A 17829-nucleotide genomic window follows, 5' to 3' on the forward strand; every position below is an offset into this window, starting at 1 on the left:
AGGAAGCGATCAGGAACACCACAGGTCACACGGCCACACACCGGGAATTCCCGTGGCCATCAGCCTGGACTCGACCGGCCGCACACCTGGACTTTGCCACGGCCGCCGTCACGGCTCTCGAAGGCGATCTGGAACGCGTTCAGGGGTGTCTTCCGGCGCATGGTGTCGGCGTACACCCGAATGTCCCCAGCCGCGTACGGATGAACGTGGCCACCTGTCAGCTTCCGCAGGATCTCTCTCGCCGTGTGGTGGCTCGGCGGTGAGTGGCGCGGATCAGTACGGCGACGAGGGCCGCCAGGTCCAGGGCGCCGTCCGGGTCGTCCGCGTAGCGGGTGGTCTGCAGCGGTCCCACCTCGTCCAGGCGTACCCCTTCCGCCTCCAGGACGTGGGCGAGGACCAGCAGCGCCAGGCGGGCGTTGCCGTCCGGGTAGGGGTGGAAGAAGCAGACGTCGAGGTAGGCCCTGGCCGCGCGGGCGGGCAGCGGGACCGACGGGTCGGTGCTCTGGTGCAGGCAGGCGGCGAAGTCCTGCCAGATGTGAGGCGTAAGCCCGTATCGCTCCCGACCGCCCTTGGCGAAAGCGTCGCTCCGGCGCAGGTTCACCTCGTTCACGCCCAGGACCAGCTTCTGCCAACCGGCGAGAAGGGTCGGGGTGAGCGGCTCTCCCCGGGAGGCGGCGGCGCGGGACAGGCGCATCGCGGCGAGCAACCGATCGGCACGGTCCGGGTCGCGCCGGCGGACCGGACCGTCGAACCAGGTGGTGAGGCCGTCCACGGCCGGACGCGCCGGCACCGGGCTCACGCTCGCGGACGAGGACCAGTCGACCTGCTCCCTGACCTTGCGCCAAGCGGCCAGCGCGTCACCGCTCACGGTAGAACCCGCGGCCGGTCAGGCGAATCGCCAGGTCCTCTCCCACCGCGTCGACCAGGGTCGAGGCAGGGGCGATGTGGCTCTTGAACCGGCCACCGATCGCGGCTTCCACCGCCTTCCGGGCCTTGTCCGGTCCCATGCCGGTGGAGGTCAGGAACCAGGTCAACGTCGTCTCGCAGATCCCGTACCACCCCCCTTCGGCATGGGTGCTGTTGACGACCGCGGTGACCAGGCGGGTCACCGCGCGCTCCAGGTGCCAGCTGCGGTCCTCGGCGTCCGCGCCGGGACGGGGTGCAAGCTGCTCGAACCGCTCGGCGATGTCCTCCAGCCAGTCGCGCCACTCCAGCAGGGAGGTCACGACGCGTTCGGCGGTCTCCGCCGCCTCACCGACCGAGTGCGAATCGCAGCACCAAGTCTCGACGGGACCCCCGAAGTGGGTCGAGTAGTACCAGCCGCAGGCCCACCGGCCATAACGGGACACCAGGAGCACGGTGACCTCGTCGATGAATCGGAAGCCCGCTATCCGCTCGGCACCGCTGGGAGGCACCATCGGAACGACCAGTGCCGTCAGCCGTGCCGCCTCGTCGTCGTCCCAGTCGAAAGCGTTCCGGCCGGGGTCAGCGGCGGACCACGGCAAGTCCCGGGCTCGTTCGCGGTAGATGGACGTGGCGTACCCCCGAAGTCGGATGTGACGGAACAACCGACCGATCATGCCCACCGGGTCAAAACCTGTCACCCCAATTTGTTGGTCCTGCCCCCTGCCGCCACCCGGGCACGTTCACGTGTACCTGCTTGAGCACAACCCCGTGTACGCCGACACATGGTCCACCGCTTGCGGATGCGGCCGTTGACGCTCTCGATCGCGTTGACGACGCAGATGGCCTTGCGCACCTCGACGTCGAAGGAGAGGCAGGACGCGAACTCGGCCCAGGACTCCTGGAACTCCGGGAACCAGCTTCGCCGGGCGCTGCGCAGATGGGCTTGACGGGCCCTGGCGGCCTTGTCCCGGTCCTGCCAACTGGTCTCTACGGCCTCGGGATGGCCCTTGGACCGTCGCGGACCTGCATCAGCACGTCGTCCAGGCCGCGGTTCTTCAGTTCGGTGAACACGCTACTGCGCGCCCTCGGCGCCGTCACCGGCCCAGATGCCGAGAATGTCGCCGGTGCCTTCGGCGGCCACGGCCATCACCACGCGTATCGGACGGTTCGCGACCCGCCCGTCCCTGATCTCGACGTTGACGGCGTCCACGAACAGGACCGGGTGGACGCGGTCGAGCGGGCGGTCCGAGCAGACCGTCTCCGACAGGTGATGGACACCTCCACTCCAGCGACAGCATCATCTCGTCGAGAGATTCGGTGTCAGTGCCCGGAGTCCCTCTCGCGGGTGCCCGAGGCTCGCGGCACGGGGGTGGCGAGCAGCAACAGCGCGGCAAACACAAGGGGAGCGACGGTCTGGTACCCGATCCACACCTCACCCCCGGCGGTGCCGTCCCGCCGTGCCATCAGTAAGCCGGCAAGCGCCGTCAGACCCCAGCCACTGTCGTAGGCGACCATAAGCCGCATGCAGGTGCAGATCGGGCGGCTGCGCGCCAACTTGATCTCGATGCCGCCACCGATCAGCAGGGCGACGCCGGAGACGGCCATCAACCAGGCGGGCACGCCCAGCAGATCGCCGAGCCAGGAAGCGGCGGACAAGTAGGCGATACCGAGCAGCACCTTGAAGACGCCGTCGGCGACGATCCCCGCCAAGTAGCGCGTCGCTGACGGTGTCACAGCCTGAGCCTGTGTCATGAGCGTTCCTCCCTCGCGCCTGACCAAGGAACGCAACCGCCGCGCCCTGCTGGACGCTGCCTTCCAAGTCGTCTCCCGGGATGGGCACCGCGCCAGGCTCGACGAGATCGCCGAGCAGGCCGGACTGACGACCGGCGCTGTCTACTCACTGTTCGGCAGCAAGGGCGGCCTGGTGGCAGCCTTGGTCACCGACTACCTGCGGCCGCACTATGAGGAGATCGAGCAGGCGATTCCCGCAGAAATGGATCTCCTGGAGGCGGTTGACGCCTTCGCCCGGTACTACCGGCGCAGCTGTGACGCCCCGGCCGCGACCTCCGCCCTGTCGTTGCAGATCACCCTGCTGGACATGGCCCTGCACGATCCCGAACTCGGTTCCCGGCTCGCCGTGTCCGTCCAGGCGCAGGAGAGTCACCTGATCGCGTTGTTCACCGGCAGATCGCACAACGGCAGAGTCGTGACGTCGCATCAGGCACAGCGTCTGGTCACCGCGCTCAGGGCACTGTTCGTCGGTCTCACGCAGGGCGTCGTCCTGGGCCTCGTCCCCGGCGCCGACGAGCAGTACTTCGCCGACACCGCGTGCGCCCTGGCGTCCAAGGCAACCCTCGTCGATCAGGACGCCGGCACCCCTGTGTGATTCAGCCGCGTTGGTTCAGGGCTCCGGTCAGGTCTCGGTCGGCCTACTGCCCGCGAGGCCCGGTGAGCAGCCCTTCGGCGATCAGCCGGCGCACGGCAGCGCTGTCTCCTTGGTGCCGATGTCGGAGCGTCGGCCGATGCCGAAGCGGGTCATGAGCCACTCGCCGGGCTCGTAGCCACGGTGGATGGCGGTGCGCAGCAGCCGGTGGGCACGCTCGGTCGGCGCTTGGTACCGACGCTGTAGAGCCGGTAGCCCTCGTACAGGGTCACCATCCCTTCGGCGGCAAGCTGCTCCAGCGCGGAGCGGACCGCGCCCCTCGGCAGCCGGAGGTCCCCGGCGATCTCGGCCGGCGCAGGCAGGTGAGTGCCCGGCTCGGTGCATGAGAGCCGTACCCAGCGGCGCACCGCCTGGACGTCGTCGCCGCTTGCCACCCTGTTGTCCGCCGTCGTCATGCCCGTTCCCCTGTTCTCCGGTGATCCGATGCCGGAGAACAGCGTGGTGGGCGGCGCGGTGCGGGCGCCACGAACTTGCCGGTGTTTGCGGGAACCGGGCCTGAGTGCGGTGGATGCGGGCGGATACGCGTTGTCGATCGTTGAGCCGACACGGACAACAGGCACCCCCGGACGAGGTCACCGTGATTCAGGTACTGGCCGCAGGGTCAGCACGAAGACACCGGAACCGCTGTGGCGGGGCGACCGCCGTCGTCGTCGGGGACGGGCCGGGTGAAGCGGTAGCACTGGTCGACCTCAGCCCCCGCACTCGAGACGAGGATCGAGGCTCTCATCGTCCCTCCCTCCCGCACCACGCTCTTGACGTCGAAGGAACGCCGTCCGGTGGGGTCGAGGGCGTCCTGCATCCCGGGACGCGTCATGTCCTCGGCGTACATGCCGGAGATACGCGTCAGCGCCAGGCGGACCCGGCCGCCGATCTGGTTGCCGGGACCGCACGACGCACGGTCCCGCTCGGCGACCTTCGACGTCCACCCCTGGCCGGAGTGGCGGGCGTAGGTGAAGACGAAACACCGGGTCTCCCGGACGGGCCCACCGCCGAGCACGCCCTCCTCGTCGTACTGGGCGAACTTCTCCGCCGTGGCGGTGAACTCGCGTCGGGACGGGTCGTAGGTGATCACGGGTGCTTCGGAGTGCCGCCAGATCACGGCGGTGACGGCATCGGCATCGGTGGTCCCGCTCGCGTCGAGCGCGCGGGCGGTACCGTCCGCCGTGGCACGAGCCTGCCGCAGGACCGATGCGAGCGCCTTCCGGTCACGTGCGCCATTGGCATTCTCGTCGTGCCAGTTCCGGAACCACAGCCAGGAGACGACGGTGCCGAGAACGATGATCAACGCGATCAGAGCGGTCAGGCAGCCGGTGGTCATGAGACGGCCGGTCCGCCTCATGACCACCGCACCGCCGGTCGTGTCAGGTCCCACTAGCTGCCTTTGTATCCGATGTCGACCAGTGTCTGGTCCATGACCCGGGCGTAGCCGGTGGTGCCGGCGTTCTTCGGGTGGAACGATTCGAGACTGGCACAGACGTTGTCCCCTGGCCAGGGCAGGCAGGGAATCGGATTGGCCGGGTCTCCGTCGTGGAAGTCGCCGTCACCGTTCGGACCTGCGACGATCCGGTTGATCCACTCATCGCTGTCGCAAATCCCGTGTCCCTGGAACGCGGGGATCGGATCGGCGAACGTGACCTTGGTTCCGATCTTGCTCAGCTCCGCCACCTTGGCCTTCTGCTTGTCCCGGACGTAGTCCGCCAGTTGGTTCAGGGCGTCGAAGTCAGCGGTCACACACGGCCGATCACTGACCAGGCGCGGGTAGCCCATGAGAACGATCCGCGCGTTCGGCGCGGCAACCGCGATGGCGTCGATCAGGTCCCCGGTGGCCAGGACCGCGTCATCGACCTTGCCCTTGAAGTCGCCCGGGTCGCAGATCCCGATGATGTAGCACTTCGTGACGGCGTTGGTGAAGTTGTCCCCGTCGTTTCCGCCGATGGTCAGCATGACCAAGGTGGTGTCCGGGCTGAGGACGCCGGAGTCGAGCTGGCTCTTCTCGTGGTAGTTGCCGATCCTTCCCCACGATGTGGGGTTTCCTGAGGTCAGTTGCCAGGTGTGCGCGCCGGAGCAACTGACGTCCAACAAGTCGGCGACGCTGCTCCTGCTGTCCGAGAGTTCGCCGAGGCTGGTGTTCTGGCCGGGCAGTCGGACCTTGCGCGGCCAGGAGTTGCCGCTGCGCCGGCACGCGTTCCAACTGCTCTTCCCGTGGTCCCTGTCGGACTCGGGCGAGTAGGACCCGGCACCCTCACCCGAGGTGTAGGAGTCGCCCATGGTGACGACCATGTGCTTCGGCTTGGCCGACAGCGGCTGGAAGGCGACGGCGTCCCAGGCGACGTCCTCGTCGGCGGTGCCGTCGTCGGCGACGTTCGTCAGCACCACCCGCGGGGTGCCGGTGAAGCGGTAGACGCCGAGCTCCACCCAGGTGTTGGCACCGAAGTGGGTGTTGACGTAGCGGTGGCGGTCACCGCCCGCGACCCCCTTGATCACGTAGTGGGCCTGCTGGGTGTGCGCCCCCGTGTCCGGTTGGTGCGCGAAGACGCGGGCCCACTCGACATTGCGGTCGAGGGTCCAGGTGCCGTCGATGGTCATCCGCCCGCCCGCGCCGCCGAGATGGGCGGTGTCGCGCGTGTGCGCGTACCAGAAGTGGCCGCCGTGGCCACCGCCGATCTGGTAGAGGTCTCCCTTGGCCTCGTACGGTCCGAGACCGGGTCCCGTCGCCGCCGGGTTGGGATAGAAGGTGAACTGGAAGTTCCCGGCGTCGGTACCGGACGATCCGCAGGTGCTGTAGGTGTTGACGCTGTCGGGGACGGACTCCACGACCAGCGCACCGGCCGGCGCGGCGCCGCACTCCGCGGTGCCGTGCTTCAGCCGATATCCGCGGCCCGGCTCCTCCCGCAGTGTGACGTACTTGATGCTCTCGTTGCCGCAGTTGGTGGCGCAGTTCGACTTCCACGTCACGTTCGAGCCTCGCCACCAGTACTTCTCGTAGCACTTGGCGTCGGGACAGTCCGGCGGGTTGGCGACACTGCAGTTGTTGGTGGCGTTGCAGAACGCGCTCAGCGGCGGTTTGACGAGGGTGCGCTGGACCACGTCGATCCACCAGGCGGGCCGGAAACCGGCGCTGGAGAATCCCGACTCGCCGGGCCAGTCCTGTCGTCCGTCGGTGGAGTAGGAGTAACCGGTGTCCATGGACCAGGCCGACCAGCCCATCACCTTCTCCTGATACGGCCAGTTCTGAGGCTTCGCGGCGTCACGCGGGTCGTTCATGAACGGGTTCCGCGAGGGTGGATAGATCGGGTTCGCGGGGTTGTTGTACCAACCCAGACCCCACGGTTTGCCGTCCCCGTTGTTCTTGTTGAAGCCCAGGTTGTAGTTCCACAGCGCGGCGAACCAGTTCTCCGGCTTCGACGGGTCGTCGTTGTTGACGGTGATGGTCTGCCCTGCGGTGTGCAGTTGGTTCCACTTGTCCGCGAGGATGTACATCGACGCGGCGATGTTGACCGAGTAGTCCAGCGCCACGGCCTTCTGCGTCGCCGGCGGCAGAGACGTCTCGCCGGTCTTCTCGTGGCCCGCGAGCCGCATGCCGTCGGTGACCTGGCCGACACCGTAGCCGCAGTCGGACAGGTTCCAGTTGATTCGCCAGTACGCCTCCGCGGTGTCCCCCTTGTGCCCGTAGAAGCCGGAGATCGCCGCCTGCGGGTTGCCCATCTGGCCGGGGACGGCACCGGACTCGGCCTGCCACAGGTTCGACTCCTGCGCGAGCACACCCAACAGCACCTGGGCGGGGATGCGCCCACCCCCCTTCAAGGTGGGAGGCGGGAACAGACCCTGCGGGTCGACGGTGCCCAGTCCTGTCTGAGAGCGCCAGTCTCCCTGCTTGATCCACTTGGCGCGCAGTTCACCGCGGATCGCCATGTCGACGGCCCACTCGACCTGGTTCGAAGTGGGCTGCAACGCCAGTGCCTTGACATCGTTGCGGGGAACAGAGCACCAGCGGTCGGTGTCGACCGGGTTGTTCTCCCGCTCGTCGACACGCACGGCCCGTCCGTTTCGGCCCGACGTCGCCCTGTCGCTCTGGCGGAGGGAGGGGGAGAAGGACTCTCTCCCTGTGTCACCGGTCGGGTCGGCGACCGTCTCGGTGATCTTCTCACCGGTCGCGGTCGCCGTACCGGTGATGGTCAGTGGCGCGGCGTCCTCGTCCGTGGGGTCCTGGGACGGGCGTGTGCGCGGCGAGGGTTCGGCCTTGGTGAAACCCTTTCCCGCGTTCCCGATCCGGTCCAGGCCCGCGCGCACGCCGGGCATGAGCACGGGATCGACAGCGAGTCGGCCGTGGGTGGACACATCCGTGCCCGCCGGAACGTCCAGGCGGGCCACCGCGGTGTCGTCGAGCTTCGTGTTCTCGGCGTCCCCGGTGAGGAATGCCCGGCCCTCGGTGCCCTGTTCGAGCGCCAGGTCTCCGAGCTTTCCCGACGCGAGCGTCACCGGTGTGCCTCGGCCTTTCCACAGTTTGGCGTGAGCCGTGCTGCCGCTGTGGTCGAGGAACGCGATGCCCTTGGCTGTGGGACGGATGTCGAACGGCACACCGTTCGTGGCAGCCAGCTTTTGCAGCTTTCCGTCCGCCGGAGCGACGTGTACCAGGTGTCCACCGTGCGCGCCGACAAGGCCGTCTTTCACGGGGACGGCGGAAGTCACCTGCCCGGTGACTGTGGTGTCGGAGGCTGTCCTGCCGCTGGTGTCGACGGTGACGAGCCGGGTCTTGTCGTCGCGGAACGCGGTGAACGCGGCCGTCCGGGTCCCGGGGTTGCACGACGGGTCGAAGTAGGCCAGCGAACTGGTGAAGGGCAGCTTCGTCACCCGGCCGGACCTCAGGTCGACGACTGCGGTGAAGGCCCCGCCCTGCATCAGATCCGGTTTGTTCGTGAAGGTCCGCGGCGCGTACACGACCGCGGCGTGATCACGGTCCATGACGCAGGAGTTGCCGATCCACGAATCCGCCGGCATCCCGGGTTCCGCCAGCGTGGCGACGGTCCGCCACGTGTACGCGTCCTTGCTGTCCGCCACGAGAACCTTGACGCCTCCGGTGTCCGCGGCGGTGGTCACGGCTCTGTCCGCAGAGGTCTTCCAGTCCTTCCCGAGTGACTTGCCGGGATCCTGCACCCGGGTCGACGGATCGGACGACGGCCTGCCGGACGGCTTCGGATCGGGAGGGCTGGTGCCGGCGAACGCAGGCGCAGCTTGTACAAGCCCGGTCAGGACCGCGGCGGCCGCGAGGCCCGCGATCCCGGCACGAGCCGGTCTGGGTAATCTCAACTGTCCTCCTCCGATGGGAGTTTTCGGGCATGAACGAAAGACCTGTTGGGAGAGAGTGGTGGCCGGCGTCGGCGAAGAACTGGTCCGCTGGAAAGTGGCGTTCTCGTCGTGGACCTTTTCGAATCTGCCGATGGTGTCGTCGGCGGTGCAACCGATGCTCCGGTACGCACCTGCCGGTTCGAGTTCCAGTGGTCGTCACAGGTGGACGGGGAATCGAGGTTGTGGTGGTCGCCGTCCAGCGCCTGTGCGTTCGGGGTCATGGTGAGCGCGGCGGCGAGCGCGGTCTCGGTGACCGCGGCCTGACCGGACAAGTCATGGTCTGCGTTCTCCTCGGACGTTCGGTCGGGACTCCTGTGGATCGCCGACGGCCTGTGGGGGCCGTTGAGTGGCCGACGGTCCGATGACCGTCGGGCATGTCGGTCCCGACCGCGCAGGTGACATCCGCGACCGTGCCTTCCGCACTACGAGTAGCCACCTATCCGGTTGCCCGGAGGGACACAGCGCGGCGAGGTACGCCGCCGTCCACCTCGTCGACGCGGGAGCGCACTACATCGCGGCCGGCCCTACCGGACTGCTCCTGAGCGAGGACGTCGTCGTACGCCTTTCGCGCTCAGGAACAGTCCGCTCGGGGAAGTCCCGCTTGTCCGTGCACGCGTCGATCAGTTGGTCCCGGGCGGCACTGACCATGTGTGTCTGCGCCCTGGTCGGCGCGTACGTCTCCGTCAGCAGTCTCCAGGTGGCCGGATCCTCCAGATCCCCGGCGAACGCTTTCGGCACGGGCGCCGTGGCATCGGACCGCAGCACGGATTCCCCCAGGCGAGGCTCGTTCCGCTGACAGCGGTCATCTTGGCCATGGGTTTCACGTAGTTGTTCCCTTCTTGTCGGGTCGGGACAGATTGCGAGTCGAGCGGGTCTGGTCACGTCTCGGCCAACACGGCGGGTCCTGTTCCAGCGTTCTCCCGGAGGTGCGGCGCCTGCCGATCTCGCTTGCCGCCGTGCCCGGTTGGCCGTCACCGTGCACGGCATCGGCGTGGAGCAGAACTCCGGCCCGCTTGCGGTCGACGTCACCACCGGACGTCGTCTTCGCGGTCGGCGAGGTGTCTCAAAGGATCACGAAATGGTGCGGGAAGAACGCGCCGTGCTGTCCGGAGAGGAAGAAGCCGGGCCGTGTCCACGTCACTGCGGCGGAACTCGTCGTTCTCGCTGGAGGAATCGAGCAGATCGCCAGGAACGGAACGGTCCGGGCGCCGGCCCGCCGTTGTTCCCTGGCTGACGGGCTCTTGTCCGGCCTCGTGATGGCGCGGCATTCGAGGGCACCACGCGTGCGGGACGGTCGTCCATCAGGGCAGAGGTGTCCCGGCGCACAAGAACTGGTCGATGACAGTGGCGACTGACGACATGACGAGATCCCCCTACCCCGTAGCGACGCTGGCCCCCCGGTCGCTGATTGACGCGTCCAGGAGCGAGTGGTCACACCCCTCCGGACACAGCAGCCACCATAGACACAAGCCGACTGCACGCAGCAAGGGGGAGCTTCGGGTTCGCACTCAGATTGGCGTGAAACGCTTCCACGTCGCCGACCGCCGACCGTGAAATTCCTGACCCCTCCCCGCGAGGTCACGATGCGGCCCGACGGAAACCCGCCCGTGAATGCCATCCGACGAGCCGTCGTCCACTTTCCCGACTCGGCGCGAACCACACTTTCAGCTGTGGCGGCACGACCCGATCAGGCCATCAGAGCTTCAGCGGCCCATGCCTCCGCACGCCCTCGGCAGGAAATATCGATCGACGAGCCATTGTCGGCGATAAGTCCGGAATTTCCGTGATCGACCTCGCGGCGGAGAACCGCTCTGGGAGGCGTGGGTCGTACGGACGACTTGGTCGTGGAGCATCAGCCTGGCCGCCACAACGGTCACCCCCTTGGCCAGGGCAGTCGCACACGACGGCGATCAAGATCACACGGCAACGCAAACATCGCACTCACAGCAAAAATGCGTACCGTTCAAGGAAATCCCACGCTAGTTCACTTACTCATTCCCGTCAGTCAAAATTCAGCATCTGTGCAATATTGAAGACGGACGGGACTATTCCGGTCTCGCGATCCGGCCAAGAAAAGTCGATTTCATCGACTGCCACCTCGTACCCGGATTTAACCTTCCGCCAGCACACCCACTGTTGGTAACGCGCCTCGATCGCTCTCAGCGACCGGTTCATATCCGAATAATTTCAGTCCACCGCATCCAGGTCGTTACTTCTTTCCCGAACACACCTCACTCCGATGGTTCTTCAGGATGCCCCCCTTCCCGGCGTCCCTTGCCAGCGCAGGACGGACGACCGTCTCGCGGAGGTAGGGCGTCCTCGGAGGCAGCCCGACGAAGAAGCGGTTCCCTTCAGGTCTGTCGAGCGGCCCGCGCCCTAGGGACGTAGACCTCCCGGCGGCGGGGGAACCACCGGCACCGACCGGGCATGTCACTCCTGGCGAGAGGAGGCTGCGGGAGTTCGTCGAGCAGCGTGCCGTCTTTCTTCGTCGGATGCACGGGGACGTCACGGGTTGCCGCTCTGTCTAGGGTTGCGGCCCGGACAACGCCCACAGGGACGGGAGCAAGGTCGCCAGGAGCAGTCCGTATCCCACGACCGCCGTGACGGTGGGGCCGCCGCTCGTGAGGAGCAGCGCAACCGGGACGCCCACGGCGGTGCCGAGTGCGGTGAGTCCGGCCGGCATCCGCCACCACGGGCGGACAGGCAGGTGGCGGCCGGACGGCGGGAGGAAGGTGTCGCGCGGGTCGAGGCGGGTCGTCCGGTCCGCGGGGAACGGGGCGTGGCGGGGTGGATGTCGGCGCAGGCGGCCGAGTGGCACCGGGCGGGATCCGCCGGGCAGGACGATCACCGCGGTCCTCGTCCACCGGGCGGGCCCGTGGACCACCACCTCGGCCCCGTCCTCCATGTCGTCGAGCGCCGGATGCCACATCACTCGCTGCCAGCGGCTCTTGCCCGCCCGTGAAGCGGACACGACGAGCCAGATCGCGGTGGCCGCTCCTCGCGGGCCGCGCCGGACAGTCGCCGTCAGGGTGGTGCCCGGGCGGCGCGACAGCAGGAGGAAACGCAGGCCGCGCCAGACCCAGACGGCGCACAGGACTGCCGCGACCGCCCCCGCCAGCAGTGTGGGGATGAGGAGGTCGTCCTCGGCGGCGGTCTCGTCAAGGTCGCCGGGGAAACCCTGGGAGTCGGTGCGGGACGGGTCGTAGGCGACCGGGAAGGGCTTGCCCTGGCTGTAGCGGCCGGTCTCGTAGACCGTGAACAGCTGGAGACGGGTGCGGCCGGCGTCGTCGGTCCACCGTACCCGGATGTCCTCGCTGTCTCCGATGCCGTCCTCGACGACGACTCCCACGGCCGTGGCCACCGCTCGGTCCCGTTCGTTCTCGTAGCGGTGGAGGTGGAACAGCAGCCAGCCGGCGAGGAGAGCGTAGCCGGTGACCGTGGCGACGAGGCCCAGGAGGGCAACGCGCAGGGCGGGGCGGGCGGCCGGTGGTGGCGTGTGGGAGTGTGTGCCGGTCTTCATGCGGACCTGCCTTCTTGAGTGCGTCCCGTGAGTTGGCGGGTGGTGGGGCAGGGATGGTTCTCATGCCGGCCGCCCTTGCCGGCGCAGGCCGCTGATCCGCCTGGAGGGGCCCGGGACCGTGAGCGCCGAGGCATACCTCGACATCGCCAAGGACATGTACCGGCTCGCGGTCACCGACGACCTCAACGGCATCGCCGCCCTGCTGATCACCATGCTCCTGACCGCCGGCTTCCGCGTCGTCCACGTCCCCGGCCCGGCCGTCGACCGCGCCCGCCGCACCACCCCGGCCGAGGAGGCCACCGCCCGCACCGCACGGCTGCGCGACCTGCTCACCGGCATCCACCCCGGCCCGAAGCGGGCCGTCGACCCGCCGCTCATCCTGCTGGGCCACTGCGTCACCCCGGCCGAGATCCGCCACACGGACACCGCCGGGCTCGCCCAGCGTGCCGTCCTGCCCGGCTCATGCGTGAACTCGCCGACGAACTGCCGGTCGGCAAACACCACTTCAGGGCCCTGGGAGCCGGGAGCGAAGGACTGCTGACCGGCCCCCTCATGCGCAGCCTGCCGGGGACGGGGGCCACCCGCACCGCCGAGTTCATCGCGGCCGTCGGCGACGTCCACCGCTTCACCAGTGACGACGCGCCGGCCGCCGCCTCCGGGCTGTCCCCGCCGCTCTCCCCGTCCGGCGAAGTCCGCTGCTCGCGCAGCGCGACCAGCGGCGGCAAGGCCCTCGAACGCGCCTTCCGCCAGGCCGCGTTCCGCCGGGCGCTGATCGCATCGGCCCGACGCGGAATCAACGTCCTGCGCGACCCCCACCCCTGCGAGGCCCGTCCACCCCCGCGTCCGCATCAGGCGGCATCCTGCGTCTGCACACCCGCCAGCAGATCCCGGAGTCCTGACGCGTCGGCGCTGTCGACCGCTTCGGTCACGAGAAGGCTCAGATCGGCGACCGTGCCGTCGGGGGCGGTGAGGACCGTGCTCAGCCAGCGGACAGTGGAAGTCCACCCGTCGGCCCGCAGGACCGTCTCCAGGGCGGATGTCACAGCGGTGCGGAACGCGTCCCGGCGCAGTGCCGGGCGGACGGCAGCAGGCGCTGTGCGTATCTGACGGTCGATCAGGTCGGCGAGGGAGGGCCAGGTGCCGTCGTCCACGGCGTCCAGGGCTGCGGCCAGGGCCTCGGCGGGAGTGTTCCGGTGCGTCGCCGTCCGCAGGTCCGGTTCTTCGATCAGGTCGTCCACGAGGCGGCGCAGTTCATCGGGATCGATGTCCAGGAGGTGTACAGGGGTGGGGGCGGATGCGCGGGTGATCTCGGAGCGGTGTTCCTCCCAGAGGCCGTCCAGGGTCACCTGGGGGTCCGAGCCGAGACGGTCCAGGCACCAGCGTTCGACCTCGGGGGCGGTGCGCAGGGTGAGGGGGACGGAGCGGAGGTCACCGGGGGGGTCGGCGGGCGGGAGGGCGGCGATGCGGGACAGGTGGGGCGGGTGGCTGTCGGTGGCGTACGGGTCGAAGGCGTCGTCCTCCGCGATCCACATCGCGGCGCGGCGGGCCACGTGTGGGTCCCGCTGAGCGGCGTCGAGGGCGTCGTAGAAGTCCTGGGGGCGGCGGCCCGCCTGTTCCAGGGCGCACCACCAGGTGGCGCCCAGGCCATGGAAGACGACGCCTGTGGCGTGAACGCGTTCCAGTGCCTCGGCCGCCGCGGTGGTGCCGGCGACGTGTGCCGCGTCGGCGTCGGCCGCGGTCTCGGCTCGCCACGCCTGGAGCTGGGAGGCCCGCAGGAGTCGGGGCGCGTACGGGGTCAGGAAGCGCAGGGGGCCGGAGAGCCGGTTCTCCAGGGCGTCTCGGGCGATGCGGAGCGCAGTCTCGCGGGGGTGGCGGCTGTGGCGCCGGTGGGCGAGTTCGTGGGCGACGACCGCGGCGAGCTGGGCCTCGGTGAGGGTGCGCAGCAGGGGCAGGCCCAGGAGCAGGACATAGGTCCGGACACCGCGGACCCTCAGGCGGGTGAGAGCCGCGGTCGGGTCGGGAGCGATCCGGACGAGCAGCGGACCCTCGAAAGCGAGACGCCGGGCGACCGTCCTCACCAGTGCGGCCAGTTCGGGTTCGTCGTCGGGGCGTACCGCGCGCCCGGGAAACTCCGTCGGGCCCCTGACGGCTTCGACCACCCAGGCCGCCAGACCCACCAGCGGAGCACCGAGCACCCACCACTCCCCCTGGGCGGCGACGGTCAGGATCACCGCGGCGACCGCCGCATGCGGCCACCAGACCAGGGCCAGCATGCCGATCACCAGCAGCCACTCGCGTCCGGGCAACGGCCGCGCCATCCCCACCCCCGCCGTCCGAAGAAACTCAACGTATCTTCACATGATCGAGAGGGTGCGGGGGCTGCCGGGCTTCGGCAGTCTTCCGCGGAGATCCATTTCGGGATCCGGCCGGTCAGGCTGTCGAAGTCGACCGTCTCATCCACCGCGACCGGTTGTCCTTTCTGTGCGGAGCCAGGACTGCCGTCGAGAAACCCGGAACTTCCTCCACCAAGACGTCGCCGCCGAAGTCACCGATCCCGAGGATCCGTTGCGCGCGATCCGGTATATACGCCGGGCATGCACCTTTGCGCCCCTTTGCGTCTGGTACGTGCTGAACCAGCTGGCCGTTTCCTCGTGAAGGAGGGAAGAGGGAGCAGCTCGGAGACAGGAGTGAGCGGTGCGGGTGGGGTTGCATGATGCACGGACGCGACGACGGGTCGGGCTGGGTATGGTCTCTGCCGTTCTGGTCTCTCTGGCTGTCGTGCTGGCGAGACGGGATCGGGGTACGGAAGCGGCGGCGCTGTGGCTGTCGGCGATCTCCGTGGTGGTGGCGCTTCTCCCCTTCGTGCTCGACACGCTGCGTGAGCCGACGGAGGAACCCGCCGATCCGAGCCGGCGGCAGCGAGCGGCCGACGAACTCGCCGAGGCGGTCGGGAGCCAGTGGGCTCAGGAGGCCCGGCGGCGTCAGTTGCAGGACCCTGGGCCGCTGGATGTCCCTTGGTCACCGGTCGGCCCGCCGCTCGCCGATCACCGGGACGGCGTCCCGCTCGGGTTGCCGTTGCCCGCACCCCGCGACGGCGAACGGCATCTCAGCAGGATCGTCCGGATGTTCCGGGACGTCCCCTCCCGCAGGCTGGTGGTGCTCGGCGGACCAGGTTCAGGCAAGACCGTCCTGGCCGTGCGGTTCGTGCTGGACACGCTCCACGCACGGCAGTCCGGTGACCCGGTCCCGGTCCTGTTCGCTCTGGCAGGGTGGGACCCGCGAACCGCCGGCCTGCGGACGTGGCTGGCCGAGCAGTTGGCAGCGGAGTACCGGCCGCTGGCCGCCGTCCGGAACGGACGCACGCTGGCGCGGGAACTGCTGGACGCGGGACTCGTCCTGCCGGTGCTCGACGGTTTCGACGAACTCCCGAAGGACTCCCGCGGTCAAGCGCTGCGCCGACTGAACACCGGACTCGATGACGGATTCGGGGTTCTGCTCACCTGCCGGTACGCGGACTGGGAACACACCGTGACCGAACAGTGCAGTGACGTGCTGACCGCCGCGCGGGTGGTGCGGCTGTGCCCGCTGGACGCGGCCACCTCCCGCTCCTACCTGGAGAGCACGGCTCGCTGGACCGGACGAACCCTTCCGGACGGCGCACCGGAGACCGTATGGACTCCGGTCTTCGGCGACCTCTCCACCCCGCTGGCCACCGTTCTCACCTCACCTCTGATGGTCACGCTGGCGCGCACGGTGTACCGGGACGCCTCCCGTACCCCGTCCGAACTGACCGACACCGCGCGGTTCCCCTCGACGGCGGACATCGAGCGCCACCTGCTGGACGCTCTCGTCCCGGCGTCCTTCGCGGACACGGAAGGACGCTGGCGGCCGGACCGGGCACACCACTGGCTGACCTGCCTGGCGAAAACCCCCTCCCTGCCGGGTGGAACCTGGCGACTGGGCTGGTGGGAGCTGCCAGGCGTACTGCCTCCCGTGCTGCGCGTGCTCGGACCCGCGTCGCTCGCTGTCCTCACCACGGCGGTGGTCCTGGTGCCGCTCGCCCGGTACGGGGGTGGGGTGGTCGCCGACTGGGACAGCCCCCTGTCGACCGTCTCCAACCTCGCCGGCATCCTGGCCGGTCTGGCCTTCGGCCTGGCCCTGCTGCTGCCTGACACGGCTGAAACGCCGCAGGGGCCGAGGCAGTTGGCGCGTATGGGACTGAAGATGACCGCCGGAGCGACGATCGTCGCCGTGTTCATCGGCCTCCTCGTACCTCCCCTGGCAAGCTCCCGGCTCGGCGCAACGCTCACACCGCGCCCGGCCTGGTTCCTCAACGGATGCTGCTTCGGGCTGGCCCTGTCCATGCTGATCGCGGTCGGCGGACTGCCACGACGTCCCCTGCCGCTCAGCCTGCCGTGGGCGGGCAGTCCGATCGGTCCACGAGTCGTGCGCGCTCTGGGCTGTGCACTCGTCTTCGCCGGCCTCGCGAGCTACGGCTACTTCACGTCCGTCCTTCCCGCGGTGACGTGTCTGGTGACCGGCCTCCTGCTCGTACTGGCCGAGCGGCTGCGGCGCGGCGAGCGGACTGCGGGCCGGTACGCCGGTCCGGGTGCCGTCGTACGCGGGTTCGGCCGGGGTCTGGTGCGCGGCTTCGTGGCCTGCACGCTGATCGGTGTCTGCGGCGGCGCCGTCGTCGGCTGCGTCACGGGAGCGTTCGCGGCGTACGAGATTCACCACCCGGACGGTCCGCGGCCGGCAGTGGGTGACACGGTCGGCGGCTGGCGGCTCGGGAAGACCTCCGACGGTCACCGTTTCGTCGAGTCGGCACTGCCGCAGAAGGCGGTGCTGCTGAGCCGCACGGCGCTCACCAGTCCGTTCGCCGTGTGGGAGGGCGCCCGGATCTCGTACGACGAGGTGCGCGGTAGGTACGAGGGAAGGGTCCGCGTCTGGCAGCGGGACGGCCAGTGGGTGACGATGTGGCGGGGTGAGCCACGGAAATGGCGGGGCCGTCCGGTGGACGCCCATAACTTGGTGGCTGCTCTGCCGCACGCCGCGGAGATCTGGCTCGTGCACCGCCGCACCGCGATCGTCGTCCGTGACGCGGTCGTGCCTCTGGTGGGTTTCGGGCTGCTCATCGGCACCATCGGAGGCTGTGCGTCCGGTGTGTACCGTGCCTTGAACACCCCCTGCGACACGATCCGCGCCGCGAGTCCGCTCAGCACCCTGCGCACCGACCGTGCCGCCACCCTGGCCCGCAGCGCTGTCGCTGTCGTCCTCGCGGGCGGAATGTGCCTGGCGCTGATCTCGGCGAGCGGGCGCGGCAGCACTCTGGGCACCATGCACACCGAGGTGTGGGTCCAGGTCGGCACCAACGCGCTCGCGCTCAGCGCTTCGGGACGGCTGGAGGCGGCCCGGATCTGGTTGGCGTTGACCGGACGCGCGCCGTGGCGGCTGATGGCGTTCCTGAAGGAGGCTCACGACCGGGGTGTGCTGCGCCAGTCGGGAGCGCACTACGAGTTCCGCCACCAGCGGCTCCAGGAAAGGCTGGCCGCGCACGGCACGCCTGAACCTTCGGCGATGAATCCCCGGGCGGATCAGTCACAGCCGGCGTGAC

The 17829-nt window shown here is 69.2% G+C and carries 14 protein-coding genes and 1 pseudogene; 5 read left to right on the forward strand and 10 right to left on the reverse strand.

What is annotated here, in order from left to right; all coding sequences use genetic code 11:
* Positions 1 to 217 precede the first annotated feature (217 nt).
* Positions 218 to 868 carry a Fic family protein gene (locus tag ACVNF4_RS03110; RefSeq protein ID WP_461801078.1) on the reverse strand — a complete coding sequence of 217 codons (651 nt, stop codon included), beginning with the start codon at positions 866 to 868 and terminating at the stop codon, positions 218 to 220.
* Complete coding sequence (locus ACVNF4_RS03115; RefSeq protein ID WP_461801079.1) at positions 858 to 1568, reverse strand: hypothetical protein; 711 nt, start codon at positions 1566 to 1568, stop codon at positions 858 to 860. Before ACVNF4_RS03115 ends, ACVNF4_RS03110 begins: the two co-directional genes overlap by 11 nt.
* Before the next feature lie 147 nt (positions 1569 to 1715).
* On the opposite strand from ACVNF4_RS03115, the gene ACVNF4_RS03120 reads away from it, so the two are divergent.
* The gene (locus ACVNF4_RS03120; RefSeq protein ID WP_461801080.1) at positions 1716 to 1853 is read left to right on the forward strand and encodes a hypothetical protein; all 138 of its coding nucleotides are present in this window, start codon (positions 1716 to 1718) and stop codon (positions 1851 to 1853) included.
* A 125-nt stretch (positions 1854 to 1978) separates the two neighbouring features.
* Here the strand turns inward: ACVNF4_RS03120 and ACVNF4_RS03125 are convergent, their stop codons facing one another.
* Positions 1979 to 2116 carry a transposase gene (locus ACVNF4_RS03125; RefSeq protein ID WP_461801081.1) on the reverse strand — a complete coding sequence of 46 codons (138 nt, stop codon included), beginning with the start codon at positions 2114 to 2116 and terminating at the stop codon, positions 1979 to 1981.
* A 110-nt stretch (positions 2117 to 2226) separates the two neighbouring features.
* Positions 2227 to 2658, reverse strand: coding sequence for a hypothetical protein (locus ACVNF4_RS03130; RefSeq protein ID WP_461801082.1), 432 nt, complete (start codon positions 2656 to 2658; stop codon positions 2227 to 2229).
* Here ACVNF4_RS03130 and ACVNF4_RS03135 point away from each other — a divergent pair.
* Complete coding sequence (locus ACVNF4_RS03135) at positions 2657 to 3292, forward strand: TetR/AcrR family transcriptional regulator (protein WP_461801083.1); 636 nt, start codon at positions 2657 to 2659, stop codon at positions 3290 to 3292. The genes ACVNF4_RS03130 and ACVNF4_RS03135 overlap by 2 nt on opposite strands.
* A gap of 149 nt (positions 3293 to 3441) precedes the next feature.
* Here ACVNF4_RS03135 and ACVNF4_RS03140 read toward each other — a convergent pair whose 3' ends face one another.
* The 5 genes from ACVNF4_RS03140 to ACVNF4_RS03160 all read right to left on the reverse strand — a co-directional run bounded on the left by ACVNF4_RS03140 (position 3442) and on the right by ACVNF4_RS03160 (position 12215).
* On the reverse strand, positions 3442 to 3744 hold the full coding sequence (locus tag ACVNF4_RS03140) for a GntR family transcriptional regulator (RefSeq protein ID WP_461801084.1): 303 nt from the start codon (positions 3742 to 3744) through the stop codon (positions 3442 to 3444).
* Positions 3745 to 3950: 206 nt separating this feature from the next.
* Positions 3951 to 4667, reverse strand: coding sequence for a hypothetical protein (locus ACVNF4_RS03145; protein WP_461801085.1), 717 nt, complete (start codon positions 4665 to 4667; stop codon positions 3951 to 3953).
* Positions 4668 to 4720: 53 nt separating this feature from the next.
* Positions 4721 to 8446, reverse strand: coding sequence for an SGNH/GDSL hydrolase family protein (locus ACVNF4_RS03150; RefSeq protein WP_461801086.1), 3726 nt, complete (start codon positions 8444 to 8446; stop codon positions 4721 to 4723).
* A 756-nt stretch (positions 8447 to 9202) separates the two neighbouring features.
* Entirely contained in the window at positions 9203 to 9433 is a 231-nt protein-coding gene (locus ACVNF4_RS03155; RefSeq protein WP_461801087.1) for a hypothetical protein, read from the reverse strand.
* A gap of 1786 nt (positions 9434 to 11219) precedes the next feature.
* Positions 11220 to 12215: a hypothetical protein gene (locus ACVNF4_RS03160; protein ID WP_461801088.1), complete on the reverse strand. Its 996-nt coding sequence runs from the start codon at positions 12213 to 12215 to the stop codon at positions 11220 to 11222.
* 118 nt (positions 12216 to 12333) lie between these two features.
* On the opposite strand from ACVNF4_RS03160, the gene ACVNF4_RS03165 reads away from it, so the two are divergent.
* Together ACVNF4_RS03165 and ACVNF4_RS03170 are read left to right on the forward strand one after the other, a co-directional pair.
* Positions 12334 to 12756 carry an IS110 family transposase gene (locus ACVNF4_RS03165; RefSeq protein WP_461801089.1) on the forward strand — a complete coding sequence of 141 codons (423 nt, stop codon included), beginning with the start codon at positions 12334 to 12336 and terminating at the stop codon, positions 12754 to 12756.
* 11 nt (positions 12757 to 12767) lie between these two features.
* Positions 12768 to 12965 (forward strand): annotated as a pseudogene (locus ACVNF4_RS03170) (transposase); the annotation flags it as partial.
* 98 nt (positions 12966 to 13063) lie between these two features.
* Here the strand turns inward: ACVNF4_RS03170 and ACVNF4_RS03175 are convergent.
* The gene (locus tag ACVNF4_RS03175) at positions 13064 to 14533 is read right to left on the reverse strand and encodes a M48 family metalloprotease (protein ID WP_461801090.1); all 1470 of its coding nucleotides are present in this window, start codon (positions 14531 to 14533) and stop codon (positions 13064 to 13066) included.
* Positions 14534 to 14993: 460 nt separating this feature from the next.
* On the opposite strand from ACVNF4_RS03175, the gene ACVNF4_RS03180 reads away from it, so the two are divergent.
* A complete protein-coding gene (locus ACVNF4_RS03180; protein ID WP_461801091.1) occupies positions 14994 to 17828 on the forward strand; it encodes an NACHT domain-containing protein in 2835 nt (944 codons plus the stop codon).
* Position 17829: the final 1 nt, after the last annotated feature.

This window comes from Streptomyces sp. S6, from assembly GCF_054880855.1.

Excerpts from the sequence above, each read along its gene's own strand:
- ACVNF4_RS03160 (WP_461801088.1), bottom strand. The coding sequence starts at position 12,215 with ATGAAGACCGGCACACACTCCCACACGCCACCACCGGCCGCCCGCCCC.
- ACVNF4_RS03145 (WP_461801085.1), bottom strand. The coding sequence starts at position 4,667 with ATGACCACCGGCTGCCTGACCGCTCTGATCGCGTTGATCATCGTTCTC.
- ACVNF4_RS03130 (WP_461801082.1), bottom strand. The coding sequence starts at position 2,658 with ATGACACAGGCTCAGGCTGTGACACCGTCAGCGACGCGCTACTTGGCG.
- ACVNF4_RS03175 (WP_461801090.1), bottom strand. The coding sequence starts at position 14,533 with ATGGCGCGGCCGTTGCCCGGACGCGAGTGGCTGCTGGTGATCGGCATG.
- ACVNF4_RS03140 (WP_461801084.1), bottom strand. The coding sequence starts at position 3,744 with ATGACGACGGCGGACAACAGGGTGGCAAGCGGCGACGACGTCCAGGCG.
- ACVNF4_RS03135 (WP_461801083.1), top strand. The coding sequence starts at position 2,657 with ATGAGCGTTCCTCCCTCGCGCCTGACCAAGGAACGCAACCGCCGCGCC.